The sequence below is a fragment of the Sphingobium sp. JS3065 genome, from assembly GCF_026427355.1.
In the GTDB taxonomy this organism is placed as follows: domain Bacteria; phylum Pseudomonadota; class Alphaproteobacteria; order Sphingomonadales; family Sphingomonadaceae; genus Sphingobium.
Map to the genome: position 1 here is coordinate 1,411,910 of NZ_CP102664.1, position 25,393 is coordinate 1,437,302.

The following is a 25,393-nucleotide window of genomic DNA, read 5'->3' on the forward strand; positions in this document are numbered from 1 at the left end:
CGTTTTGAAAAGGAACGCTTCCGTGGAACCGCCGAAAAAATCTGGACCGCCCCGCCGGTCAGGCCCCGGTGGTCCCAGGCGCCCGGCGGGTGGCCCCCATCGAACGGCTGGCGCAAAACCGCCCTCCAGCTCCCGCCCGGCACGCCCTCCGTTCAGGAAGGCAAAAACCGCGCCCGACAAGCCCGCGAACCCGCATCCGGCCCGCGCGGAGGCGACGGCCAGCGGCAAGAACGAACCGCAGCGCATCGCGAAACTGCTCGCCCGCGCAGGCGTCGCTTCCCGCCGCGAAGTCGAACGGATGATCGAGGAAGGCCGCGTCACCCTCAACGGCGAAGCGATCACGACCCCCGCCACCCTGCTTTCCTCGCTCCACGGCGTGGCGGTGGACGGCACGCCCGTCGCCGCCCCCGCGCCGACCCGCCTGTTCCTCTTCCACAAGCCGTCGGGTTTCCTCACCACGGAACGCGACCCGCGCGGCCGCCCGACCATCTACGACAAGCTGCCCGCCGACCTGCCCCGCCTCATGCCGATCGGCCGTCTCGACATGACGACCGAAGGCTTGCTGCTGCTGACCACCGACGGCGAATTCAAGCGCCAGATGGAATTGCCCTCGACCGGCGTGCCGCGCACCTACCGCGCCCGCGCCTTCGGCGAAGTCAGCCAGAACCAGCTTGAAGACCTGTTCGACGGGCTGGAGATAGACGGTGTCCGCTATGGCCAGATAGAGGCCAATCTGGAGCGCCGCACCGGCCGCAACCAGTGGATCGAAATGACCCTGACCGAAGGCAAGAACCGCGAAGTCCGTCGCATCCTCGAACATCTGGGCCTTCAGGTGAGCCGCCTGATCCGCACCAGCTACGGCCCCTTCCACCTGGGCGAACTCGCCTCCGGCGCGGTAGAGGAAGTGCGCCAGCACGACCTCATCGTCTTCCGCAACAGCCTGAAGGCGCCCAAATGAGAATCATCGCAGGCCAATGGCGCGGCCGCCCCCTCACCGCCCCCAAGGGCGACGCGACCCGCCCTACCGCCGACCGCACCCGCGAAACCCTCTTCTCCATGCTGCTCAGCCGCATCGGCTCGTTCGAAGGGCTGGCTGTCGGGGATTTCTTCGCAGGCTCCGGCGCGCTGGGCTATGAAGCCCTCTCACGCGGCGCGGCAAGCTGCATCTTCGTGGAACAGGACCGCCCCGCCCTGGACGCGATCCGCGCCAATGGCGACAGGCTGGGCGTCCGCCCCGACATCCGCCAGAGCAGCGTCCTGTCCCTCGGCCCGGCGGCCAGGCCGCTGGACCTCATCTTCATGGACCCGCCCTACAATAGCGGCGCGGGCATGGTGGCGCTGGACAAGCTCAGCCGCCTGGGCTGGACCGGCCCCGCCACCTGGATCAGCATCGAAACCGACCGCCGCGAGGATGTGGAGGTGAAAGGCTTCACCAACGAAGCCACCCGCGACGTAGGCAAAGCCCGCCTGACCCTCCTGAGAGCAACGCCCTAAACTCCCTCTCCCCCACGGGGGAGAGGGCCGGGGAGAGGGGGCTGCGCAACCAGAAGGTCACGCGACCCATCCCCATTCAAGCCGCCTCAGCCTCCTCATAGGCCTGCGCCTCCCTGCCGATCAATATGTTGGCCAGGAACCAATAGGCCTGCCCCCAGGCATCCAGCACCGCGTCGGTGGCGACCTCCGCCCCCAGCACATCCCTGATCGCGGGCAGCAACGCCTCCGCCACCTTGGGATAATGTTCCGCCTTCACGCCCGTCTCGACATGCCGCTGCACCATCCGGGCGACCGCGCCGTCCAACGCCTGCAACCTGTCGATATTCTCCGCATAGCCCAATATCGCCGCCGCCAGCCGCCTGGGCTGCTCCCCGCTGTCCTGCGCGGCCTGATCGAACATGTCCTTGATCGACGCATCCTGGAACAGCCGCGCATACATGGCCGTCGTGATCTCCACCCCATGCTGGCGCAGCGCGGGCGCGGTAGCCTTGACGATGGCGATGGTGTCGGCGGTCAACTGGGTCATTTATGCACCTTTCCTTGGAGACTCGATAAAGGTGCATTTACGTTGCATCTTTTAAGATGTAAATAGAATGAATGTTTGAAACCGACACCCCGGCCACCTATGGGTTTCCTTCATGCAATTGACCCGCCACACCGACTATGCCCTCCGCGTCCTGATCCACCTCGCCGTGACCCCCTCCGGCCAGGCGACCATCCCGGAAATCGCCGACGCCTATGGACTGTCGCGCAATCATCTGATGAAGGTGGTGCATCATCTGGGCCAGGGCGGCCTCCTGGACACCCGGCGCGGCCGCGGCGGAGGCTTCACCCTCGCCCGCCCTTCCCAGGCGATCACCATCGGCGAAGTCGTCCGCTATTCGGAACCCGATATGAACATGGCGGACTGCGGCTCCTGCGCCCTCCGCACCGCCTGCGGCCTGTCGGGCATTTTGAAGGCGGCCACCGCCGCCTTCCTCGCCGTCCTCGACCGGCACAGCCTGGCCGATGCGGCCCGCGACCGGGCCGGGCTGGCAGCGATCATCGCCGCCCTGCCCGGCCCGAACACTTCGCTTACCGATGCTTGCGCGCCGACTTCCTCGCCTCACCCCGATTGATGCAGCTATCCTGCACGGTCTTGCTGCACAGCGGATACTCCTTCTGCTCGGTCGGTGGCGGCGTCATATTGCCGCCCACCGTCGCGGGATTGGCGGAAGTGCCTACCGGGGCCGATGGATCTCGCGGCACCCCGGCGGGAGCCGGTTGCATCCCCGTGTTCGGCGGCACCGCGCCAGTAGGCTGCCCCGCGTTCGGATCGGCGGCTGGCGGCGGCGCGGCTGGCGTAGCTGGAGTTGCCGGCGCGGTCCCCGGCTCAGCCGGAGAAGCTGGAGTAGCCGGCGTCGCACCCTGTCCGGGCGGAGGCGGCGCATCGGTTGCGGGCGGCTGCGCCGAAGCGGGCATATCCTGCGCAATCGCAATGCCGGTAACGCCTGTGCCGAAGGCCAATATGGCCGCACCTGCCAACAGGATCGATTTCATCGGGATCATCCTTTCCTAGTCTCACCCCGTTCTGCCGTTCGGGTTGGGGAAAGAACCGGAATTGCCACTCCGGCGTTCCGGCGATGGCGACGAACCGTTTTGGACGCGCCGTCAGACGATCCCTTCAGACGATCAGCCTATCAGGGTCAACTATTGGGAAAACGATCGAACTTCGGCAGTTCCGACCAGAGGCGCGCCCGCGCTCTTCCGGCAATCGGCACAATGGCACAAAGCGCTGAACAATGGTTCGCCCAGCGCCTCATAATGAATTGCCCCCCATCGACACCGCCCCGTGACCATGTGCTTTCCCCTTGCATGATTCGCCTTTTGTTCTCATAAACCCCCTAACGTCGCAAGGCCCCGGCCCTTGCCCCTTCCGGCCCCTCGCCCTAGTTGGAAAGCATGACCCTGCCCGCCCCCTCGCCCGACGATCCCGCCTATTTGCAGGGCCTCAACGAACCGCAGCGGGAAGCCGTCCTCACCACCGAAGGCCCGGTGCTGGTGCTTGCCGGAGCGGGCACGGGCAAGACAGCCGCCCTCACCGCCCGCCTCGCCCACCTGATCGCCACGCGCCGGGCCTACCCATCCGAAATCCTCGCCGTCACCTTCACCAACAAGGCGGCGCGGGAGATGCGCGAGCGCGTCGGCCGCATGATCGGCCCGGCGGTGGAGGGCATGCCCTGGCTCGGCACCTTCCACGCCGTCGCGGCCAGGATGCTGCGCCGCCATGCCGAACTGGTCGGCCTGCAATCCAATTTCACCATCCTCGACACCGACGACCAGCTTCGCCTGCTGAAGCAGCTTATCCAGGCGGAAGGCATCGATGAAAAGCGCTGGCCCGCCCGGCAACTGGGCGGCCTCATCGACCAATGGAAGAACAAGGGCCTGACCCCGGAGGAAATCGGCGCGGGCGAAAGCGAAGGCTATGCGAATGGCAAGGGGCAGAAGCTCTACGCCGCCTATCAGGCCCGGCTGCGCGACGTGAACGCCTGCGATTTCGGCGACTTGCTGCTGCATGTTCTGGTCATATTGAAACGCCATCGCGACGTACTGGAAAGCTATCAGCAGCGTTTCCGCTACATCATGGTCGACGAATATCAGGACACGAACAGCAGCCAATATCTCTGGCTCCGGCTGCTCGCCCAGACGCGCAAGAATATCTGCTGCGTGGGCGACGACGACCAGTCCATCTATAGCTGGCGCGGCGCCGAAGTCGCCAATATCCTGCGTTTCGAAAAGGATTTTCCGGGCGCAAAGATCGTCCGCCTCGAACAAAATTACCGCTCCACACCCCATATCCTGGGCGCGGCCTCCGGCGTGATCGCGGAAAACGGCAACCGCCTCGGCAAGACGCTCTGGACCGACATCGACGTGGGTGAAAAGGTCCGCATCATCGGCGTATGGGACGGCCCGGAGGAAGCCCGCCGGGTGGGCGAGGAAATCGAATCGATCGAGCGCGACGGCGGCTCGCTGGAAGAAGTCGCCATCCTCGTCCGCGCTCAGCACCAGACCCGCGAATTCGAAGACCGCTTCATCCAGATCGGCCTGCCCTATCGCATCGTCGGCGGCTTCCGCTTCTATGAGCGCGCCGAAATCCGCGACGCGCTCGCCTATCTGCGCCTCGTCAATCAGCCTGCCGACGACCTGGCCTTCGAACGAATCGTCAATGTCCCCAAGCGCGGATTAGGCGACAAGGCGGTGGAAAAGCTCCATCGACTCGCCCGGGCCGAGGGCATTCCGCTCGCACTCGCCGCCGCCCGCATCCTCGACACGGATGAGATGACTCCGCAGGCCCGCCGGACCCTGGGCGCCTTCATCGGCGACCTCGCCCGCTGGCGCGACCGCGCGGCGCAACTACCCCATGCGGAACTCGCCCGGCAGATATTGGACGAAAGCGGCTATACCGCCATGCTCCAGGCCGAACGCACCACGGAAAGCGCCGGGCGGCTGGAAAATCTGAGCGAACTCACCCGCGCCATGGAGGAATATGAGACGCTGGGCGCGTTCCTTGAGCATGTCTCGCTGGTCATGGATAATGAGGCGCAAGCGGAGGAGCGCAAGATCACGATCATGACCATCCACGCCGCCAAGGGGCTGGAGTTCGACACCGTGTTCCTCGCGGGCTGGGAAGAAGGCATTTTCCCCTCCCAGCGCGCCCTTGACGAAGGCGGCCTCAATTCGCTGGAGGAAGAACGCCGCCTCGCCTATGTCGCGATCACGCGGGCGCGGAAATTGTGCCTTATCCTCCATGCCGCCAACCGCCGCATCTACGGCCAGTGGACCAGTTCCATCCCCTCCCGCTTCGTCGGCGAACTGCCGCCCGAACATGTGGAGGAGGAAAGCAGCATGTCCGGCGGCGCCTCGCTCTGGCGCGCCAACTGGTCGGAACGCGCCGACCCCTTCGCCAATGTCCAGCGCGGCAGCGGTCGAGGCCCCGGCTGGCAACGCGCCCAGCAGAGCGGCCAGTTCGCGAAGGAACCCGTCCGCATCGTGGAAGCCCGCGCCTCGGCCATCTCGCTAGGCAATAAGGGCCGCGACGACATGAGCGTCGGCCTGCGCGTCTTCCACCAGAAATTCGGCTACGGCACCATAGCGGAGATTGAAGGCAACAAGCTGGAGATCGATTTCGAAACAGCGGGGCGGAAGCGGGTGATGGACAGCTTCGTTCAGCCCGCTTGAAGCGAACCATCACCGTCATTCATGGGGAAAGAGACTGCCAATCTCCTCTTGGTTACCCATGGCTCTGCCTGAGTGATGAAGTAGGAATGTCCAGTATTGAATGGAAGGCAGACATTCAAAGCCGTCATCCCAGCGAAAGCTGGGATCTCAGGCGATAGGGCACGGACCAGCCTCACGAGATCCCAGCTTTCGCTGGGATGACGATTTTATCAACGTCTGCTTCTGGCCGCTTCCAGCCCTTCCCCTCATCCGACCTAGACTTGGACGCCTCGTTGGGACCATGCGTCACCCAAGCGCCACAGCCCCCTCCAAAAACATCCTATTTCTCCGGCGAGAAACAATTGCGCCTGTCCTATTCCACACCACCGGGTCTATCCCGCATCCCTCTTTGAAACGTCCGGCAGATCGCGTCCCCACGCCTACGCGCGCCCAGGCACGCGCGCGCATACACTGTGAACTTCGGCGTAAAAATGCTAGTTTTCCGCCATTGCGCAGCAGTTTTCGGAAACCATCCGAGCCTATATCAATTCGGAAATTGGTGGAGCCTAGCGGGATCGAACCGCTGACCTCCTGCATGCCATGCAGGCGCTCTCCCAGCTGAGCTAAGGCCCCATCGTTGCGGCATCATACCGCATCGCAATGGATCAAGCCATGTCCGGCATCGAAGCCGTCGGCCCTATGTCTGGACATCCCTTGCCTGGCATTGGAGCGTTTATAGAGGTCGCGAACAACCTCTCCACACCCCTCGCCTGCGCTCGGGCGTTTTCCGGAAAAATGTCCCCCGGACATTTTCTTTCCCGGAAAACTGGTGGAGCCTAGCGGGATCGAACCGCTGACCTCCTGCATGCCATGCAGGCGCTCTCCCAGCTGAGCTAAGGCCCCGTTTCCAGTATCGGCGCCGTTGGGGCGGCGCCTCGGAGGCCGCTGCCATTAGGTGGCGGCGAACTCCTTGGCAAGCACAAAATTCAATTAATTGTCGTCGTCGCCATCGTCGCCGGCGGCGTCCACACCCAGGTCGTCGTCACCGCCCAGATCGACGTCATTATCCGGCGAATCGCCATCGTCATCGACGTCCAGATCCAGGTCCAGATCGTCGTCCGCCGTCTCGCGCTCGCCGTCTGCGGTTTCGATGACCTTCTTGGGCGCTTCCTCATAGGGCAGCGGCTGCTTCGACTTCAGCACGGGTTCGGGTTCCCAGGCAGTGCCGCAGTTGATGCAGGTGACCGGGTCATCCTTGCCCAGGTCATAGAAGCGCGTGGCGCATTTCGGGCAGGTACGCTTCGTGCCCCATTCAGCCTTGACCATGTCCGGCCTTTTCCTTCTCTTGCGAGTGCTCAAAACAGATATTACGCGGCACGACAGGGGTCGCCCGCGAAGAGACGGCGCCTTGCCATAGCGAAACCGCCCTGTCAAAAGCCGGGCGCAATTTTTCAAGCCTTACAGACGGATTTCCCCGTGACCGCTTCTTCCGACCAGCAGCTTCCTCAACATCAGACGGCCACTTTCACCGCCGCCCCGGCCCTTTCCGGGTCGATCACCGTGCCGGGCGACAAGAGCATTTCGCACCGCTCGCTGATGCTTTCCGCGCTGGCCGTGGGCGAAAGCCGCGTCGAGGGACTGCTGGAGGGAGAGGATGTTCTGTCCACCGCCGCCGCCATGCGGGCGATGGGTGCGGACATCCGCAGGCAGGAAGACGGAATCTGGCACATCCATGGCGTCGGCGTGGGCGGCCTGCTCCAGCCGACAACCGCGCTCGACATGGGCAATAGCGGCACCTCTACCCGCCTGCTGATGGGCCTGATCGCCAGCCACGCCATCACCGCGACCTTCGTGGGCGACGCCTCGCTCAGCAAGCGCCCCATGGCCCGAGTCACCGATCCGCTGTCCCGCATGGGCGCCAGCTTCACGACCAGCCCCGGGGACCGCCTGCCGCTCACCATGCGGGGCGCCTGCCCGGCCGTGCCGCTGGACTATCGCCTCCCCGTCGCTTCCGCGCAGGTGAAGTCGGCAATCCTGCTCGCGGGCCTCAACACCCCAGGCATCACCCGCATCGTCGAACCCATCCCGACCCGCGACCATAGCGAACGCATGCTCAGGGGCTTCGGCGCCGACCTCCATGTCGATGTCGAAGCCGACGGCACCCGCATCATCACGCTCAAGGGAGAAGCGGAACTGCGCCCGCAGTCGATCATCGTGCCCGGCGATCCCTCTTCCGCCGCCTTCCCGATGGTCGCCGCGCTGCTGGTTCCCGGATCGAAGGTCGCCATTGCCAATGTCGGCCTCAACGCGACCCGCGCTGGCCTGATCGACCTGCTGCGCGAAATGGGCGGCGACATCGCCATCGAAAACCCCCGCGAAGTCGGCGGCGAGCCGGTCGGCGACCTCGTCATCACCGCCTCAGCGCTCAAGGGCGTCGAACCCGACCCGGCCCGCGCCCCGTCGATGATCGACGAATATCCCATCGCCTTCATCGCCGCCGCCTTTGCCGAAGGACGCAGCACATTCCGCGGCCTGGAGGAATTGCGCGTCAAGGAATCGGACCGCATCGCCACCATGGCGGCGGGCCTGCGCGCCATCGGCGTCTCTGTCGAGGAACTGGAGGACGGCATCGTCATAGAGGGCAGCGGCGGAGCGCTCCTGCCCGGCGGCGGTCCCATCGCCACCAAGCTCGACCACCGCATCGCCATGAGCTTTGCCGTGGCCGGCCTGGTATCCAGGGACGGCGTCACCATCGACGACATGCGTCCGGTCGCCACCAGCTTCCCCGGTTTCACCGGCCTGCTGCAATCGCTCGGCGCGCTGGCATGACGCTCGATTTCGCCAATGTCATAGGCCTGATCGGCAGCGGCCTGATGGTCGTCGCCTATGCCTATAGCAACATGGCGAAGGTGCTGAACTTCATCCTCTTCAACCTGCTGAATCTGGTCGGCGCGCTGCTGCTGACCTATTCTCTCACGGTTCATTTCAACGTCGCGTCGATGGCGCTGGAAGTCGTCTGGGCCTTCATCGCCCTCATCGGCCTCGCCAAGGCACTGCGGAAAGGCAAAGCATCATGATCATCGCCGTCGATGGCCCCGCCGCGTCAGGCAAGGGCACGATCGCCAAGGCGCTGGGCCGCCATTACGGCCTCCCGGTCCTGGACACCGGCCTGCTCTACCGCGCGGTCGGCCTCGCCGTCCTCAAGGCCAGCGGCGACCCGGACCATGAAGCCGACGCGCTGGCCGCCTGTGGTTTCGATGACGCCATGCTCAGCGATCCGGCGCTGCGCAGCGAAGCGGTCGGCTCCCTCGCCTCCCGCGTGTCCATCCATCAGAGCGTCCGCAAGGCCCTGATCAAGCGCCAGCGCGACTTCGCGACCCAGCCGGGGGGCGCGATCCTGGACGGGCGCGACATCGCCACCGTCATCGCCCCTGACGCCGACGCCAAGATCTTCGTCACCGCCAGCGTCCATGTCCGCGCCCAGCGTCGCTATGACGATGCCTCGTCGCATGGCGGCCACCCCGATATGGACAGCCTGATCGCCGACATCCAGGCCCGCGACACCCGCGACATGAGCCGCGATCACGCCCCGTTGCGCGTGGCGGATGGAGCGGACTTGCTCGACACCAGCAATTTGACTATAGACGCGGCCGTCCAGCAGGCCATTGCGCTGGTGGACGCCCAGTTGGAACGTCGGCGACAGGCCTGACGCGATGACGGCGCTTGGGATTCCCACGCGCCCTTTTTGCTTTTCCATGGGCGTCGACTCATCATGGCCGAACGGACGTTCGCGCGGCAATCCGGCCACGCGGGCAGTTTGGCCTGAAAGACCACCGGACACAACCGGTAGGCCAGCAATGACGAGTGAAGGACTACAACATGGCCTCTACGGCATTCCCCTCGCGCGATGATTTCGCCGCGCTTCTCAATGATTCTCTCGGTGGCGAGGATGGCGGCTTCGAAGGCCGCGTCGTCAAGGGCACCGTAACCGGCATCGAAAACGACATGGCGTTGATCGACGTCGGCCTGAAGTCGGAAGGCCGCGTGCCGCTGCGCGAATTCGCCGCTCCCGGCCAGAAGGCTGAACTGAAGGTCGGCGACGAAGTCGAAGTCTATGTCGACCGCGTCGAAAACGCCCATGGCGAAGCCATGCTGTCCCGCGACCGCGCCCGCCGCGAAGCCGCCTGGGACAAGCTGGAATCCGAATTCACCGAAAATGCCCGCGTCGAAGGCGTCATCTTCGGCCGCGTCAAGGGCGGCTTCACCGTCGACCTGGACGGCGCCGTGGCGTTCCTGCCAGGTTCGCAGGTCGACATCCGTCCGGTCCGCGACGTCACCCCACTGATGGACATTCCGCAGCCCTTCCAGATCCTGAAGATGGATCGCCGCCGCGGCAACATCGTCGTGTCGCGCCGCGCCATCCTGGAAGAAACCCGCGCCGAACAGCGCAGCGGCCTCATCCAGACGCTGGCCGAAGGCCAGATCATCGAGGGCGTGGTCAAGAACATCACCGATTACGGTGCGTTCGTCGACCTGGGCGGCATCGACGGCTTGCTGCACGTCACCGACCTCAGCTACAAGCGGATCAACCATCCGAACGAGATGATCAACATCGGCGACACCGTCCGCGTCCAGATCATCCGCATCAACCGCGACACCCAGCGCATCTCGCTCGGCATGAAGCAGCTTGAAAGCGATCCGTGGGAAGGCGCCGCCGCCAAGTATCCGGTCGGCGCGAAGCTGTCGGGCCGCGTCACGAACATCACCGAATATGGCGCGTTCGTCGAACTGGAAGCCGGTATCGAGGGCCTGGTCCACGTTTCGGAAATGTCCTGGACCAAAAAGAACGTCCACCCCGGCAAGATCGTTTCGACCAGCCAGGAAGTCGAAGTCCTGGTTCTGGAGGTCGATCCCGAAAAGCGCCGCATCTCGCTCGGCCTCAAGCAGGCCCAGAACAACCCCTGGGACAGCTTCGCCGAACGTCACCCGATCGGCTCGACTGTCGAGGGCGAAGTCAAGAACGCGACCGAATTCGGCCTGTTCATCGGCCTGGACGGCGACGTCGACGGCATGGTCCACATGTCGGACATCGCCTGGGGCATTTCGGGCGAAGACGCGCTGGCGCTGCACCGCAAGGGCGAGACGGTTCAGGCCGTCGTTCTCGACATCGACGTCGAGAAGGAACGCATCAGCCTCGGCATGAAGCAGCTTGAGCGTGGCGGCCCGGCCGCTGGCGGCACCACCGCCGCCGCTGCCGGCCTCAACAAGAACGCGATCGTCACCGTGACCGTTCTGGAAGTCCGCGACGGCGGCCTGGAAGTCCAGGCTGGCGAAGACGGCGCCGCCGGCTTCATCAAGCGCAGCGACCTTGGCCGCGACCGCGACGAGCAGCGTCCGGAACGCTTCCAGATCGGCCAGAAGTTCGACGCCATGGTCACCGGTTTCGACCGCGCCAAGAAGCCGACCTTCTCGGTCAAGGCGATGCAGATCGCCGAAGAGAAGCAGGCCGTGGCACAATATGGTTCGTCCGACAGCGGCGCGTCGCTGGGCGACATTCTGGGCGAAGCGCTGAAGGCCAAGAGCGAGGGCTGATCTCCTTCGATATCTAACTAAAGTAATATGGCCCGCTGGAACTATGCTCCAGCGGGCTTTTTCTATTCCCAAAATGAGAAAGTCATACCGATATTGGCCGATTGTCACAGCCATAAGGATTCATTATAAATAAAGTGGGAACCAGAAGGGGGAGTCTGGAGGACCAATGATACGCTCTGAACTGATACATAAACTGGCTGAGGAAAATCCAAGCCTCAATCTCCAGGAAGTCGAAAGGATCGTCGATCTTTTCTTCAAGGAAATTGTCGATCGCCTTTCAACCGGCGGGCGAGTGGAGTTGCGCGGCTTCGGCGCGTTTACGACACGCGCACGCGAGGCGCGAACAGGACGGAATCCGCGAACGGGGGAGCAGGTTCCGGTGGATGCCAAGCGCGTTCCCTATTTCAAGCCCGGAAAGGAAATGCGGGAACGGTTGAACACAAAAGCCACCGTCTGATTCAACCACATCCTTGACCTCCGTGCTGTTAGCCTTCAGTGGGTGACGGCCCGAGCGGACGTGGCGAAATCGGTAGACGCAGCGGACTTAAAATCCGCCTCCCCCTGGGAATGCGGGTTCAAGTCCCGCCGTCCGCACCACGGCTTCTTTCAGGGGATATATCTGCCTGGAATATTTTGGGGTCGTCACCTTCCGGCTCGGAAAAGGCGGTAAAACAAAAGCCTGAAGCAGCCGATCCGATGCCATTGGCTCGGAATCCGTTCCAGTCCTGACCTTATCGCTGGATATCTGCGGCGATTGTGGCGATGATCGGCCATGGCCGGCGCGATCAATCCACAAAGTTTCAGCGATTCCCTCGTCATCCTGGGGGCAGCGGGACTGGTCATTCCGGGTTTTGCCCGGTTCCGGATCAGCCCGGTCATCGGCTTCATCCTCGTCGGCTTGGCGGTGGGTCCATCGGGACTGGGCGCGCTGGTGGGCCAATATCCCTGGCTCTATCATGTCACCATCTCCAACAGGGCGGCGATAGAGCCGTTCGCCGAGCTTGGCGTCATCCTGCTTCTGTTCTCCATCGGGCTGGAATTGAGTTTTCGTCGCCTTTGGACCATGCGAACGCAAGTATTCGGGGTCGGCGCCACAGAATTGATCGGCGGCGCTACTCTCATTGCACTTGGCCTTTACTTCCTGGGTCAGGCGCCCGCCGGCGCCTTCGGCCTGGGCCTCGCGCTGGCGCTGTCCTCCACCGCGGTCGTCCTGCCGATGGTGGGCACGCAAAGCGCCGTCGGCCGCGCCGCCTTTTCCATGCTGCTTTTCGAAGATCTGGCGCTGGTCCCCATCATCTTCATGCTGGGCGCGCTGGCCCCTTCCGTCGCCGCAAGCCCTGACGGGGCCTGGAGCGAACTGGCCGACACGCTGCTCAAGAGCGGCGTCACCATCGTCATCATGCTGGTCCTGGGCCGCATCTGCCTGCCGCATATCTTCAGCCAGGCGGCGCGCACCAAAAGCCCGGAGGTCTTTCTCGCCGCCAGCCTTCTGGTGGTCATCATTTCCAGCATGGCGACATCCATCGCCGGCCTGTCGCCCATCGTCGGCGCGCTTCTGGCCGGATTGCTGATCGCCGAAACCGACTATCATGGCGAGGTCGAGGTGATGACCGCGCCGTTCAAGGGGCTGGCGCTGGGCGTCTTCCTCATCACCGTCGGCATGGGACTGGACGTGCGCGTCATCCTGGCCAACTGGCCCAACCTGCTTCTGGCGATGGTGGGCGTGGTCCTTGCCAAGACTCTCGTGACCGCGGCGCTGCTGTACATTTCGGGCGCAAGGAAAGGCGTGGCGCTGGAAGTCGGCGTGCTGATGTCCAGCCCTTCGGAAACCACCCTCATCGTGCTTTCCGCTGCGGCTGCGGCGCAGTTGATATTGCCCTCCACCGCCACCTTCTGGCAAATCGTGACGGCGATCGGCCTTACCATCACGCCGCTGCTGGCGCGGCTGGGCCATGATATCGCCCGGCGACTGGAGATGGCGCTGGGGGAAGAGGCTCCGGAGATCGGCGAAGATCAGGCGGAGGCGGCTGCCGTGGTGATCGGCTTCGGGCGCGTTGGACGGATGGTCTGCGACTTGCTCACCCTGCACAAGCAGCGCTTCATCGTCGTGGAATCCGACCCCGATGTCGTCGCGGAAGCGCGGCGTAGCGGCTATCCTATCCTGTTCGGCGACGTGTCGCGGACCGAAATGCTCGACAAGCTGCGCCTGGGACATGCGCGGGCGTTGATCCTGACCATGGACGATCCCGTCCTGTCGGTCCGGGTGACGAAGCGGGTGCGCGGCTGGGTGCCGGATTTGCCCATCATCGCGCGTGCACGGGATACCGACCATGCGGCTCAACTCTATCGGGCAGGCGCAAGCGACGCGGTGCCGGAGACGCTGGAAAGCTCGCTTCAACTGGCGGAAACGGCGTTGGTCGACTTGGGCGTGGCGATGGGGCCGGTGATCGCCTCCATCCATCAGACCCGCGAAGACCTGCGCATGGGAATCAAGGACGCGGCGCAGATGGAAACGGCGCCCAAGCTGCGGCGGTTGCGGCCGGACGAGGTGCCTTAGGCATCCTCCTCCGGCGGGCTGAAAACCGACCAACCGGCGCGGCGGGCCAGTTCCTCCAGGGCCAATGTGCCGAGTTGGCTGTTCCCATTTTCATTCAGGCCGGGGGACCAGACCGCTATGGAGGCGCGGCCAGGGACGATCGCCAATATGCCGCCGCCTACCCCCGATTTGCCGGGAATGCCGACGCGGAAGGCGAAATCGCCCGATGCGTCATAATGGCCGCATGTCAGCATCAGGGCATTGATGCGCTTGGCCCGGCTGGACGAGACCACCCGTCCGCCCTCCGGATGCTGGCCATCGAGCATCAGATAACGTCCGGCCAGGGCCAGTTGACGGCAGCTCATTTCGATCGCGCATTGGTGGAAATAGGTGCCAAGCACCAGATCGACCGGATGCCTGACATTGCCGAAGGCGCGCATATAATTGGCGAGGGCCATGTTGCGGAAACCGGTCGCGGTTTCGGAGGCCGCAACGGTTTCGTTGATGGCGATACTGTCGTCACCGGCCAGATAGCGGACGAAGCGGAGCATTTCCCCGATGGCGACGCGGGGCTGGTGCCCGCCCAGATTGACGTCCGCGACGACGATCGCACCCGCGTTTATGAAGGGATTTCGGGGAATTCCCCTTTCCTGCTCCAGTTGGACGATGGAGTTGAAAGCGTTTCCGGAGGGTTCCCGCCCTACCCTTTCCCAAAGCTGGTCACCGACCTTGCCGAGCGCGAGGGTGAGGGCGAAGACCTTGGAGATGGACTGGATGGAGAAGCCCGTCCCGGAATCTCCGCCTTCGATCAGGCGGCCGTCGGCGGTGGCGATGGCGATGCCGAACTGGCCGGGGTCGACCTTCGCCAGTTCCGGAATGTAGCTGGCGACCGTGCCACGATCTTCCCGGATCGCGGCTTGGGCGACGATGTCGGCGAGGATCGCGGTCAGGTCCATGGCTGGCCTCAGATGCCGGGGTTAGGATTGGGGTGACATAGGTTACATGATGGAGACGTAAGAGCGGAGCCGGGCATAGCTCGTTTGGGGTGGCGTAGGACAGGGAAATGTATCGGACGGTGACGAGTGGCGAGTCTTGGCCATCAGGGGACGTTCGATATGATCATCATCCCAGCGAAGGCTGGGATCTCAGGCGATAGGGCACGGCCTAGCCTCACGAGATCCCAGCTTTCGCCGGGATGACCGCTTGCAATGTCCGTCCACCCCGCCTCAAACCACCCCTCTATATGTCACGGGGAGGGTAGCGCTTAAACCGTGACATTGGCCAGGGTGGCCCTGACCGCATCGATCGCGGCTTCAGCCTTGTCGCCTTCGGGGCCGCCGCCCTGGGCCATGTCGGGGCGGCCGCCGCCGCCCTTGCCGCCAAGGGCTTCGACACCGGCACGGACCAGATCTACGGCGCTGATGCTGCCCTTCAGATCGTCGGTCACGCCGACGGCGATGGTCGCGCGGCCGTCGACAACCGTCAGGACGGCGGAGACGCCGCTGCCGAGGGTCGCCTTGTTCTGGTCGACCAGGCCGCGCAGTTCCTTGGGGTCGAGGCCCTCTATGACCTGGCCGATGAAATTCACCGCACCGACCCTTTCCGGGCCTGCCGCCTGAGCGGCGCCTCCGCCGCCGATAGCCAGCGCCTTCTTCGCTTCGGCCAGTTCGCGTTCGAGCTTGCGGCTCTGTTCGACCAGCGCGGCGATGCGGGTGGGGACTTCCTCCGGCGTCGTCTTGAGCGCGGCGGCGGACTGGCGCAGGCGGTCTTCGCGGTCTGAGAGCCAGAGACGCGCCGCTTCGCCGGTCAGCGCCTCGATGCGGCGGACGCCCGATGAAACGGCGCTTTCCGAGATGATCTTGAAGATCGCGATGTCGCCGGTCGCACGGACATGGGTACCGCCGCAAAGCTCGACCGAATAGCTGCGTGCATCGCCCTTCCCCATGGAAAGAACGCGGACCTCGTCGCCATATTTTTCGCCGAACAGCGCCATCGCGCCCGCCTGGATGGCGTCGTCAGGCGTCATCAGGCGGGTCGTCACCGCTTCATTATGGCGGACCTGCTCATTCACATCGGCTTCGATGGCGGCGATCTGGCTGTGGGTCAGCGCTTCGGGATGGGAGAAGTCGAAGCGCAGGCGATCCGGCGCGACGAGGCTGCCCTTTTGCGTGACGTGCGCGCCAAGCCGGTTGCGGAGCGCCGCGTGCAGCAAATGGGTGGCGCTGTGGTTGGCGCGGATGCGGTCGCGGCGGTTGACGTCGACGCTAAGGTGAACCGTGTCACCCACTTTGATGCTGCCCGTGCCGATCTTCGCCCTGTGGGCGTGGAGGCGGCCCAGCGGCTTGGCGGTATCCTCGACATCCGCGACCAGGCCGGATTGCGAACTGATCGTGCCCGCATCGCCCATCTGGCCGCCGCTTTCGCCATAGAAGGGCGTCTGGTTGGTGACGATCAACACCGTCTCCCCCGCCGACGCGCTGTCGAAGTTCACACCGTCCTTGACGATCGCCACGACTTCGCCTTCGCCCTCGGTCGAGCCGTAGCCGATGAACTCGGTGTTGCCCGCCTTTTCCGCGATGTCGAACCAGATTTCGTCCGACGCCTTTTCGCCGGAGCCCTTCCATGCGGCGCGGGCGGCGGCCTTCTGCTCGGCCATCGCCTTGTCGAAGCCTTCGCGGTCGACGCCCAGGCCGCGAGAGCGCAGCGCGTCTTCGGTCAGGTCATAGGGGAAGCCGAAAGTGTCGTAGAGCTTGAACGCGGTTTCGCCCGGCAGCGTGCCGCCTTCCGACAGATCGGTAGTGGCTTCGTCCAGCAGCTTCAGGCCCTTTTCCAGCGTCTGGCGGAAACGGGTTTCCTCCCGCAGCAGGGTTTCCTCGATCAGCGGCTGGGCGCGGACCAGTTCCTGATAGGCGCCGCCCATTTCGGAGACCAGGCTGCCGACCAGGCGGTGCATCAACGGCTCCTTCGCGCCGATGATGTGGGCGTGGCGCATGGCGCGGCGCATGATCCGGCGCAGCACATAGCCGCGACCTTCATTGGCGGGCAGCACGCCGTCCGCGATCAGGAAGCTGGTGGAACGCAGGTGATCCGCGATGACGCGGTGGCTGGCCTGATGTTCGCTGTCTGTGGCGGTTTTGGTCAGCGCGCCCGATTCCTCGATCAGCGCCTTGAACGTGTCGGTGTCGTAATTGTTATGGACGCCTTGCAGCACCGCCGCGATGCGCTCCAGCCCCATGCCGGTGTCGATGCTGGGCTTGGGCAGTTCGCTGACGATCTCGTTCGCTTCCTGCTCATATTGCATGAAGACGAGGTTCCAGATTTCCACGAAACGGTCGCCATCCTCCTCCGGGCTTCCCGGAGGACCGCCCCAGATATGGTCGCCATGGTCGTAGAAGATTTCCGAACAGGGTCCGCAGGGGCCGCTGTCGCCCATCGCCCAGAAATTATCCTTGGTGGGGATGCGGATGATCCTGTGATCGGGCAGGCCCGCGATTTTCCTCCACAGGTCGAAGGCTTCGTCGTCCGTGTGGTAGACCGTGGCGGTCAGCTTCTCCGCCGGGAGGCCCCATTCCTTCGTGAGAAGGGTCCAGGCGTGGGTGATCGCCTGTTCCTTGAAATAGTCGCCGAAGCTGAAATTCCCCAGCATTTCGAAGAAAGTATGGTGACGCGCCGTATAGCCGACATTGTCCAGGTCATTATGCTTGCCACCGGCGCGGACCGATTTCTGGCTGGACGTCGCCTTCGTATAGGGGCGGGTTTCAAGGCCCGTGAAGACATTCTTGAACGGCACCATGCCCGCGTTGACGAACATCAGCGTCGGGTCGTTGTGCGGCACCAGAGGCGCGGACGGAACGATGGTGTGGCCGTTGGCCCCGAAATAGTCGAGGAAGGATCGGCGAATGTCGTTGGTCGATGTCATGCGCGCGATTTAGTGGGAAGCGCTCCAACGCACAAGCGGGGCTTTTCGTCGTTTATGGGAATATCGGTCGATGGGGTGGCGGAGCGGGATGGGTGGCGGAATAATGCGCTGATGTCGCGCATTTCCCCTCCACCCCTCGCTTCGCGAGCGGTCCCCCTCCCCATCTTGCGATGGGGAGGAATTTTTTAGAGCGCCTTCGCCAGGGCGCGATATTTGTGGAGCAGCGGTTCGGTATAGCCGTTGGGCTGGGCCACCCCTTCGAAGACCAGGGCGCGGGCGGCCTGCCAGGCCAGGCTTTCCGGATGGCCGCTCATCGGCTTGTAGAGCGGGTCGCCGGCATTCTGGGCATCCACCTTGGCGGCCATGCGGGTGAAGGCCGCGTCGACCTGTTCCGCCGTGCAGACGCCGTGGAGCAGCCAGTTCGCCATATGCTGGGACGAGATGCGCAGCGTGGCGCGGTCTTCCATCAGGCCGATGTCGTGGATGTCGGGAACCTTGGAACAGCCCACTCCCTGGTCGATCCAGCGGACCACATAGCCGAGAATGCCCTGCGCATTATTATCCAGTTCCTGCGCGATCTCTTCCTCCGACCAGTTGCGGCCCTGCGCGACGGGGATCGTCAGCAGCTTGTCGAGCGGGGCGATGGCTTCCTCCGCCCGCTCCTCCTGGCGTTTGAAGACATCGATGCCGTGATAGTGAGTCGCGTGCAACGTGGCCGCCGTGGGGGACGGAACCCAGGCGGTGTTGGCGCCGCTCTTCGGGTGGACGATCTTCTGGTCCAGCATATCGGCCATGCGATCCGGCGCGGCCCACATGCCCTTGCCGATCTGGGCGCGGCCCGACAGGCCGCAGGCAAGACCGATCTGGACGTTGCGGTCTTCATAAGCGGTGATCCAGTCGCTGGTCTTCATCTCGCCCTTGCGGATCATCGGACCAGCGCGCATCGACGTGTGCATCTCGTCCCCCGTGCGGTCGAGGAAGCCGGTGTTGATGAAGACGATGCGATCCTTCACCGCTTCGATGCAGGCGGCGAGGTTGGCGGAGGTGCGGCGTTCCTCATCCATGACGCCGACCTTCAGCGTGTAGCGGGCGAGGCCCAGCATATCCTCTATGGCGTCGAACAGGCGGTTGGTGAAACCGACTTCTTCGGGCCCGTGCATCTTGGGCTTGACGATATAGACGCTGCCCGCGCGGCTGTTGCCGCCTGCCCGCTTCAGATCGTGGAGAGCGATCAGCGTCGTCACGATGCCGTCCAATATGCCTTCGGGCGCTTCCGCGCCATTGGCCAGCAGGACGGCGGGCGTGGTCATCAAATGGCCGACATTGCGGACGAACAGCAGGCTGCGGCCCGGCAGGGTGAAGGCCCCACCCTTGGGCGCGATATAGCCGCGATCCGGGTTCAAGGCGCGTGTCATCATGGCGCCGTTCTTTTCGAACGTGTCGGCAAGGTCGCCCCGCATCAGGCCCAGCCAGTTGGAATAGGCGGCGACCTTGTCCTCCGCATCGACGGCAGCGACCGAATCCTCCAGGTCGCAGATGGTCGTAAGCGCGGATTCCAGAATGACGTCGGCGATGCCCGCCGGATCGCCCGCGCCGATGGAGTGGGAACGGTCGATGACCAATTCGATATGCAGACCGTTATGGCGCAGCAGGATCGCCGTGGGATCTTCCGGAGCGCCGCGATAACCGACAAAGCCGTGCTCTTGCAGCAAGCTGGTCGCCACGCCGTGCGCGCCCTCGATATGCAGGTGAAGTTCGCCGTTCCAGACCTTTAGCCGGACGATGTCGGCCCAGCCCGCATGCCCCTTCAGCGGTACGGCGCGGTCCAGGAATGCCTTGGCCCAGGCGATGACCTGCGCGCCGCGTGCCGGGTCGTACCCCTTGCCCGAAGGCGCGCCGGGCAGCGCGTCCGTACCGTAAAGCGCGTCATAGAGGCTGCCCCAGCGCGCATTGGCGGCGTTCAACAGGAAGCGGGCGTTGAGGATCGGGACAACGAGTTGCGGCCCGGCCAGACGGGCGACTTCGTCGTCGACATTCTCGCTGCCGATCCGGAACGGCGCGGGTTCGGGGACCAGATAGTCGATCTGGCGCAGGAAGGCTTCATAAGCGATTCCGTCGAAGGGCTGTCCCGCCCTTTCCTGATGCCAGGCGTCGATCTGCGCCTGAAGATCGTCGCGCTTCGCCAGCAGGGCGGCGTTTTCAGGGGCGAATCGCGCGAAGATCGCGGCGGCGCCCTGCCAGAAGGCGGCGGCTTCGATGCCTGTGCCGGGCAATGCGCGCTCTTCGATGAAGCTGGCGAGTTGCGGCGCGACCTTCAGGCCCGCGCGCTCAATCATGCTGGTCATGGAATGATCTCCTTTGGGGCGGGACCATAGACGGGCTTCATTATGGCGTGTAGACGCTATTATTCGAATACAGACTTTCCTCTGGAGAAACAAAATGATGGACCCGGATTACGATCTGTTCGTGACCATCGTGGACGAAGGCGGCATGGCGGCGGCGGGACGGCGGCTGAACATCTCCCCCGCCATGGTGTCGAAGCGGCTGGTGCGGCTGGAGGAACGGCTGGGCACGCGGCTGATCCACCGGACGACCCGGCGGCTGGCGCTGACGCCGGCGGGCGAGCGGCTGCATGAAGACCTGCGCGGGATCATGGCCGCGCTGGACGAGGCGGAACGGCGCGTGTCCGGCGCTTCGGCGGAGGCGGCGGGGACGCTGCGGGTTTCGGCGCCGACATCCTTCGGGCGGATGCATGTCGCGCCCCATCTGGCCCGCTTTCTGGAGGCGCATCCCAAGGTGCGGATGCAGATCGACCTGTCGGACGACTATGCCGACCTGCTGGCCACGCGGGCGGACCTGGCCATCCGCATCAGCGCCGATCCGGGGCCGGGCCTGGCGGCGCACAGGCTGGCCACCAACCGGCGGGTGTTGTGCGCCGCCCCCGGCTATCTGGAGCGGTTCGGCGTGCCCGCGACGATTTCCGATCTCAGGAAGCATCGCCTGCTCGCGGCGGATGGGCAATTGCCCTGGCGGCTGATCGGACCCAGGGGCGCGGCGACCGTGGAAGGGAGCAGCCATGTCCGCACCAACAGCAGCGAAATGGTGCGCGAACTGGCGCTGTCGGGCGTGGGAATCGCATTGCGCTCGCTCTGGGACGTGAGCGACGCGCTGGAGAGCGGCGATATTCGGCAGATCATGCCGGACCATGAAGGATCGGCGGATGTCGGCCTCTATGCCGTTCATCTGCCGCAGAATGTTCCGCCGCTCGCCATCACAAGGTTCATCGATTTCCTCGTCGGATTATATGCCCCCCGCCCGCCCTGGGAACGGTCGGCCATTGCCCCCGCGGAAAAGCAACTCTAGAGGCATTTCATGGACGATAACACCCGCCGCGCCGCCCTTGACTATCACCGCTATCCGCAACCCGGAAAGCTCAGGATCGAACCGACCAAGCGCATGGTCAACCAGCGCGACCTGGCGCTGGCCTATTCGCCCGGCGTGGCCGCGCCCTGCATCGACATTGCCGCAGACCCAGAAAAGGCGATGGACTATACCGCGCGCGGCAATCTGGTCGCGGTGATCTCCAACGGCACCGCCGTGCTGGGACTGGGTGCCATCGGCGCGCTCGCGTCCAAGCCGGTGATGGAGGGCAAGGCCGTCCTCTTCAAGAAATTCGCCGACATCGACGTATTCGACATAGAGGTCGACACCACCGATCCGGAGAAGTTCATCGAGGCGGTCGCCCTGCTGGAGCCGACCTTCGGCGGCATCAACCTGGAGGATATCAAGGCGCCCGAATGCTTCGCCATAGAGGCGGAGTTGAAGAAGCGGATGAAAATCCCCGTCTTCCACGACGACCAGCATGGCACGGCCATCGTGGTGGCGGCCGCCGTGCGCAACGCGCTGGTGTTGCAGGGCAAGACGCTGGCGGATGCGAAGCTGGTCACGTCCGGCGCGGGGGCGGCGGCGCTGGCCTGCGTCGACCTGCTGGTGTCGATGGGCCTTCCGATCGAGAATGTGACGCTGACCGACAAGGACGGCGTCATCCATTCGGGGCGGGAGGGGATGTTGCCGAACATGGCCCGCTATGCCCGCACCACCAATGCGCGGACCCTGCCCGACGTGCTGCCGGGGGCGAACCTGTTCCTGGGCCTGTCCGCGCCCGGCGTGCTGAAGCCGGAATGGCTGCCGCTGATGGCGCCCAATCCGCTGATCTTCGCGCTCGCCAATCCGGAGCCGGAAATCCGCCCCGAAGCGGCACGGGAAGCCCGCCCGGACGCCATCATCGCGACGGGGCGGTCGGACTATCCCAATCAGGTCAACAACGTCCTCTGCTTCCCCTATATCTTCCGGGGCGCGCTGGATGCGCGGGCGACCGAGATCAACGAGGCGATGAAGGTCGCCGCCGCCGACGCCATCGCCAATCTGGCCCGCATGCCCGCGCATGACAGCGTCTCCCAGGCCTATGGCGGGCGCAAGCTGGCGTTCGGGCCGGACTATATCATCCCCACCCCCTTCGACCCCCGGCTGATCGCGGAGATCGCCTGCGCCGTCGCCAAGGCGGCGATGGACAGCGGCGTCGCCAAGAAGCATCTCGACCTGGAAACCTATAGGCGGCAGTTGACGCAACAGAACGCCCGGTCGGCGCAACTGATGCTGCCGGTGTTCGAGGCCGCGCGCGGCGCCCAGCGGCGCATCGCCTATGGGGAGGGTGAGGATGAGCGGGTGCTGCGCGCCATCCAGGATGCGCTGGACGAAGGCATCGTCCGCCCGGTCATCGTGGCGCGACGGCGCATATTGGAACAGAAGCTGCCGGAAATGGGCCTGCGTTTCGAACTGGGCCGCGATGTGGAGGTCGTCGATCCGGAGACCGACCATCTGCTGATGGGCGAACTGGTGGAGGGCTATCGCGCCGTCGCCGCGCGCAAGGGCGTGTCGGGGGCAGAAGTGGTGCGCCACGTCTATCGCCGCCCCAGCGTGACCGCCGCCATGCTGCTGCGCACCGGGCGGGTGGACGCCGCGCTGGTCGGCGGCAACAGCGATTATTGGGGCGAAGTCGAACATGCGATGCGCATCATCGACCGCACGCCGGGCAGCAGCCGCGTCTATGCGCTGTCGGGGCTGATCCTGGACGCGGGCGCGCTGTTCATCACCGACACCCATATGGTGCCCGATCCGACGCCGGAGCAGATTGCGGAAATGGCCCTGCTGGGGGCGACGGAACTCAAGCATTTCGGCCTGACGCCGCGTGTCGCATTGCTGTCCCACTCCAATTTCGGGGCGTCGCATTCGCCCAGCGCCCGCAAGATGCGGGAGGCCGTCAAGCTGGTGAAGCAGGCCGCGCCCGATCTGATGGTCGACGGGGAAATGCACGCCGACGCCGCGCTGAGCCAAAGCCTGCGCGAGCGGCTGATCCCCGACTCCCGGTTCGAAGGGCCGGCCAATCTGCTGGTCATGCCCAATCTGGACGCGGCGAACATCACGCTGACGGCGCTGTCCGCTTCGTCCAGTTCGCCGACGGTCGGGCCGATGCTGGTGGGGCTGGCTCAGCCGATCCATGTGCTGACGCCCGGCGTGACGGCGCGAGGCATATTGAACCTGACCGCCATCGCGGCCGCCGAGGTCGAGCGCGAGGGGTGAAATTTAACCTTTGAGGGTAATGGACGGGTCATGGCGCGACAGGTTTCGACAGGGATGAAGCTGGCGATCGGGGGCGGCGTGGCCGCTGTGGCTCTGTTGCTGGGCCTGTCCATGGGGCGCGGACGCGATCTGGCGCCGGATCGGACAGAGGCTGTTCAGACGAAGCCGGAAACCAAAGCGGCCAAACCCGTCGAACGCACCCGCGCCCAGCCCCTGGCGGTTGATCCGCATGCCTTGACGGTGAAGCGCGTCCTGCCCATCGACGGCCCCTTCCGTCATGGCGACTATGCCTGGGACGAAGGCGGGGCGCCGACGACAGGACCGGTCATCATCACCGTGGATCTCAAGGCCCAGACGCTGTCGGTCTTCCGCGCGGGATATGAGATCGGATCGGCGGTCATCCTCTACGGCGCCGACGACAAGCCAAGCCCGGTTGGCGCGTTCCCGATCATCCAGAAGGATGCGGATCATTATTCCAGCACCTATAATAATGCGCCCATGCCCTATACTTTGCGGCTGACCAGCGACGGCGTGGCGATCCATGGCAGCGACGTGCAATGGGGCAACGCCACCCATGGCTGCATCGGCGTGCCCAAGGCTTTCGCGAAGAAGCTGTTCGGCGTGACGAAGCTGGGCGACCTGGTGGTCATCACCGACGGCAAGATGCTGGACACCAGTCACGCAAGCTGAGTTGCGCCCCATGCCATCGCACCTGCAATAAAGTCATCCGCCCATGCCTTGATTTCAGGGGGTGACGCCATCATGTGACGGCCCTGATCCCTATCGCACCGCAACATGGAGCAACCGATGGCGCAGGCCAGCCGCGCGGTTCATCCCGCCCTTGTCATCCTTGCGCTCTCCATGGGCGCGTTCGCCATCGGCACGACCGAATTCGCGGCGATGAGCCTGCTGCCCTTCTTCGCCGGGGACTTGCGCATCAGCGATCCGATGGCGGGCCATGCGATCAGCGCCTATGCGCTGGGCGTGGTGGTCGGCGCGCCGGTGATCGCGGTGCTGGGCGCGCGGTTGCCGCGGCGGACACTGCTGATCGGGCTGATGGCCCTGTTCGCGGTCGGCAACGGTTTGAGCGCCCTGTCGCCCGACTATGCGACCATGCTGCTGTTCCGGTTCCTGAGCGGCCTGCCCCACGGCGCCTATTTCGGCGTGGCGGCGCTGGTGGCGGCGTCTCTGGTGCCGACCGACCGGCGCGCGCAGGCGGTGGCGCGGGTGATGACCGGCCTGACCGTCTCCACGATCATCGGCGTGCCGGTGGCGAACTGGACCGGACAGGCGCTGGGATGGCGCTGGGGCTTCGGCATCGTCGCGCTGTTGGCGATGATCACCATGACGCTCGTGACGCTCTATGCCCCACGCGACGCGGGCGATCCACGGGCCAGCCCGATGCGGGAACTGGACGCCTTCAGAAAGCCGCAGGTGCTGCTGACGCTGCTGACCGGCGCCATCGGTTTCGGCGGGCTGTTCGCCGTCTATACCTATGTCGCGTCGACCATGATTTCCGTGACCCATGTGTCGGAACGGCTGGTGCCGGTGGTGCTGGCGATATTCGGCGTGGGCATGACCATCGGCAATCTGGTCGCGGCCTGGGCGGCGGATCGGGCGCAGAGCCGGACCGCGATCATCGTGCTGCTGTGGAGCGCGGCGTCGCTGGCGCTGTTCCCGCTGATGGCGGGGAATGTGTGGAGCCTGTCGCTGGTGATCTTCCTGATCGGCTGCGGCGGCGGCCTGGGCAGCGTGCTGCAGACGCGCCTGATGGACGTGGCGGGCGATGCGCAGACGCTGGCGGCGGCGGCGCATCACAGCGCCTTCAACGTCGCCAATGCGCTGGGGCCGTGGCTGGGCGGCATGGCGATTTCAGCGGGTTACGGGCTGACGTCGACCGGGTGGATCGGCGCGGCGCTGGCCCTGGGCGGGTTGGCCGTCTTCCTGCTGGCGCTGGGCCTGCGCCAAAGGTCGATGCGGCTGGCGGCGGTGGCTTGCGAGTGAGAGGAGCCTGC

General features: G+C 64.8%; 20 protein-coding genes and 3 tRNA genes. 15 read left to right on the top strand and 8 right to left on the bottom strand.

Going from position 1 to position 25,393, the window contains the following annotated elements:
• The first annotated feature begins 22 nt into the window (after positions 1–22).
• A complete protein-coding gene (locus NUH86_RS06745; protein WP_267251716.1) occupies positions 23–958 on the top strand; it encodes a pseudouridine synthase in 936 nt (311 codons plus the stop codon).
• A complete protein-coding gene (rsmD, locus tag NUH86_RS06750; protein ID WP_267251717.1) occupies positions 955–1,494 on the top strand; it encodes a 16S rRNA (guanine(966)-N(2))-methyltransferase RsmD in 540 nt (179 codons plus the stop codon). Before NUH86_RS06745 ends, rsmD begins: the two co-directional genes overlap by 4 nt.
• Positions 1,495–1,570: 76 nt before the next feature.
• Here the strand turns inward: rsmD and NUH86_RS06755 are convergent, their stop codons facing one another.
• Positions 1,571–2,020, bottom strand: a complete 450-nt coding sequence (locus NUH86_RS06755) for a globin domain-containing protein (RefSeq protein WP_267251718.1) — start codon at positions 2,018–2,020, stop codon at positions 1,571–1,573.
• A 112-nt stretch (positions 2,021–2,132) separates the two neighbouring features.
• Between NUH86_RS06755 and NUH86_RS06760 the strand changes: the two genes are divergently transcribed.
• Entirely contained in the window at positions 2,133–2,612 is a 480-nt protein-coding gene (locus tag NUH86_RS06760; protein ID WP_267251719.1) for an RrF2 family transcriptional regulator, read from the top strand.
• Here the strand turns inward: NUH86_RS06760 and NUH86_RS06765 are convergent.
• Positions 2,569–3,033, bottom strand: a complete 465-nt coding sequence (locus NUH86_RS06765) for a Fe-S oxidoreductase (protein WP_267251720.1) — start codon at positions 3,031–3,033, stop codon at positions 2,569–2,571. The genes NUH86_RS06760 and NUH86_RS06765 overlap by 44 nt on opposite strands.
• Before the next feature lie 402 nt (positions 3,034–3,435).
• On the opposite strand from NUH86_RS06765, the gene NUH86_RS06775 reads away from it, so the two are divergent.
• Positions 3,436–5,712 (top strand): ATP-dependent helicase, encoded by a 2,277-nt coding sequence (locus tag NUH86_RS06775; RefSeq protein WP_267251721.1) that lies wholly within the window; start codon positions 3,436–3,438, stop codon positions 5,710–5,712.
• A 536-nt stretch (positions 5,713–6,248) separates the two neighbouring features.
• Here the strand turns inward: NUH86_RS06775 and NUH86_RS06780 are convergent.
• The 3 genes from NUH86_RS06780 to NUH86_RS06790 form a co-directional block, all read right to left on the bottom strand.
• Positions 6,249–6,324, bottom strand: a tRNA-Ala gene (locus NUH86_RS06780).
• 194 nt (positions 6,325–6,518) lie between these two features.
• A tRNA-Ala gene (locus NUH86_RS06785) sits at positions 6,519–6,594 on the bottom strand.
• Positions 6,595–6,681: 87 nt separating this feature from the next.
• Entirely contained in the window at positions 6,682–7,017 is a 336-nt protein-coding gene (locus NUH86_RS06790) for a TIGR02300 family protein (RefSeq protein WP_267251722.1), read from the bottom strand.
• A 150-nt stretch (positions 7,018–7,167) separates the two neighbouring features.
• On the opposite strand from NUH86_RS06790, the gene aroA reads away from it, so the two are divergent.
• The 7 genes from aroA (at position 7,168) to NUH86_RS06825 (ending at position 13,840) form a co-directional block, all read left to right on the top strand.
• On the top strand, positions 7,168–8,520 hold the full coding sequence (gene aroA / locus NUH86_RS06795; protein WP_267251723.1) for a 3-phosphoshikimate 1-carboxyvinyltransferase: 1,353 nt from the start codon (positions 7,168–7,170) through the stop codon (positions 8,518–8,520).
• Positions 8,517–8,768, top strand: coding sequence for a CBU_0592 family membrane protein (locus NUH86_RS06800; protein ID WP_267251724.1), 252 nt, complete (start codon positions 8,517–8,519; stop codon positions 8,766–8,768). Before aroA ends, NUH86_RS06800 begins: the two co-directional genes overlap by 4 nt.
• Positions 8,765–9,400, top strand: a complete 636-nt coding sequence (gene cmk, locus NUH86_RS06805; RefSeq protein ID WP_267251725.1) for a (d)CMP kinase — start codon at positions 8,765–8,767, stop codon at positions 9,398–9,400. Before NUH86_RS06800 ends, cmk begins: the two co-directional genes overlap by 4 nt.
• 170 nt (positions 9,401–9,570) lie before the next feature.
• Positions 9,571–11,283, top strand: coding sequence for a 30S ribosomal protein S1 (gene rpsA / locus NUH86_RS06810; RefSeq protein WP_267251726.1), 1,713 nt, complete (start codon positions 9,571–9,573; stop codon positions 11,281–11,283).
• A gap of 166 nt (positions 11,284–11,449) precedes the next feature.
• Positions 11,450–11,740 (top strand): integration host factor subunit beta, encoded by a 291-nt coding sequence (locus tag NUH86_RS06815; RefSeq protein ID WP_267251727.1) that lies wholly within the window; start codon positions 11,450–11,452, stop codon positions 11,738–11,740.
• A 54-nt stretch (positions 11,741–11,794) separates the two neighbouring features.
• Positions 11,795–11,880 (top strand) — tRNA-Leu (locus NUH86_RS06820).
• A gap of 175 nt (positions 11,881–12,055) precedes the next feature.
• Positions 12,056–13,840, top strand: a complete 1,785-nt coding sequence (locus NUH86_RS06825; RefSeq protein ID WP_267251728.1) for a cation:proton antiporter — start codon at positions 12,056–12,058, stop codon at positions 13,838–13,840.
• On the opposite strand, the gene NUH86_RS06830 is transcribed toward NUH86_RS06825, so the two are convergent.
• From NUH86_RS06830 to NUH86_RS06840, 3 genes are all read right to left on the bottom strand, one after another.
• Positions 13,837–14,775: a glutaminase gene (locus NUH86_RS06830; RefSeq protein ID WP_267251729.1), complete on the bottom strand. Its 939-nt coding sequence runs from the start codon at positions 14,773–14,775 to the stop codon at positions 13,837–13,839. The genes NUH86_RS06825 and NUH86_RS06830 overlap by 4 nt on opposite strands.
• A gap of 308 nt (positions 14,776–15,083) precedes the next feature.
• Positions 15,084–17,738, bottom strand: a complete 2,655-nt coding sequence (gene alaS, locus NUH86_RS06835) for an alanine--tRNA ligase (protein WP_267251730.1) — start codon at positions 17,736–17,738, stop codon at positions 15,084–15,086.
• Between the two features lie 185 nt (positions 17,739–17,923).
• Positions 17,924–20,083, bottom strand: coding sequence for a malate synthase G (locus NUH86_RS06840; RefSeq protein WP_267251731.1), 2,160 nt, complete (start codon positions 20,081–20,083; stop codon positions 17,924–17,926).
• Positions 20,084–20,177: 94 nt separating this feature from the next.
• Between NUH86_RS06840 and NUH86_RS06845 the strand changes: the two genes are divergently transcribed.
• The 4 genes from NUH86_RS06845 (at position 20,178) to NUH86_RS06860 (ending at position 25,382) form a co-directional block, all read left to right on the top strand.
• A complete protein-coding gene (locus NUH86_RS06845; protein WP_267251732.1) occupies positions 20,178–21,101 on the top strand; it encodes a LysR family transcriptional regulator in 924 nt (307 codons plus the stop codon).
• Between the two features lie 9 nt (positions 21,102–21,110).
• Positions 21,111–23,378: an NADP-dependent malic enzyme gene (locus NUH86_RS06850; RefSeq protein ID WP_267251734.1), complete on the top strand. Its 2,268-nt coding sequence runs from the start codon at positions 21,111–21,113 to the stop codon at positions 23,376–23,378.
• Positions 23,379–23,408: 30 nt separating this feature from the next.
• Positions 23,409–24,068 carry a L,D-transpeptidase family protein gene (locus NUH86_RS06855; RefSeq protein WP_267251735.1) on the top strand — a complete coding sequence of 220 codons (660 nt, stop codon included), beginning with the start codon at positions 23,409–23,411 and terminating at the stop codon, positions 24,066–24,068.
• Between the two features lie 117 nt (positions 24,069–24,185).
• Positions 24,186–25,382 carry an MFS transporter gene (locus NUH86_RS06860; RefSeq protein ID WP_267251736.1) on the top strand — a complete coding sequence of 399 codons (1,197 nt, stop codon included), beginning with the start codon at positions 24,186–24,188 and terminating at the stop codon, positions 25,380–25,382.
• Positions 25,383–25,393: the final 11 nt, after the last annotated feature.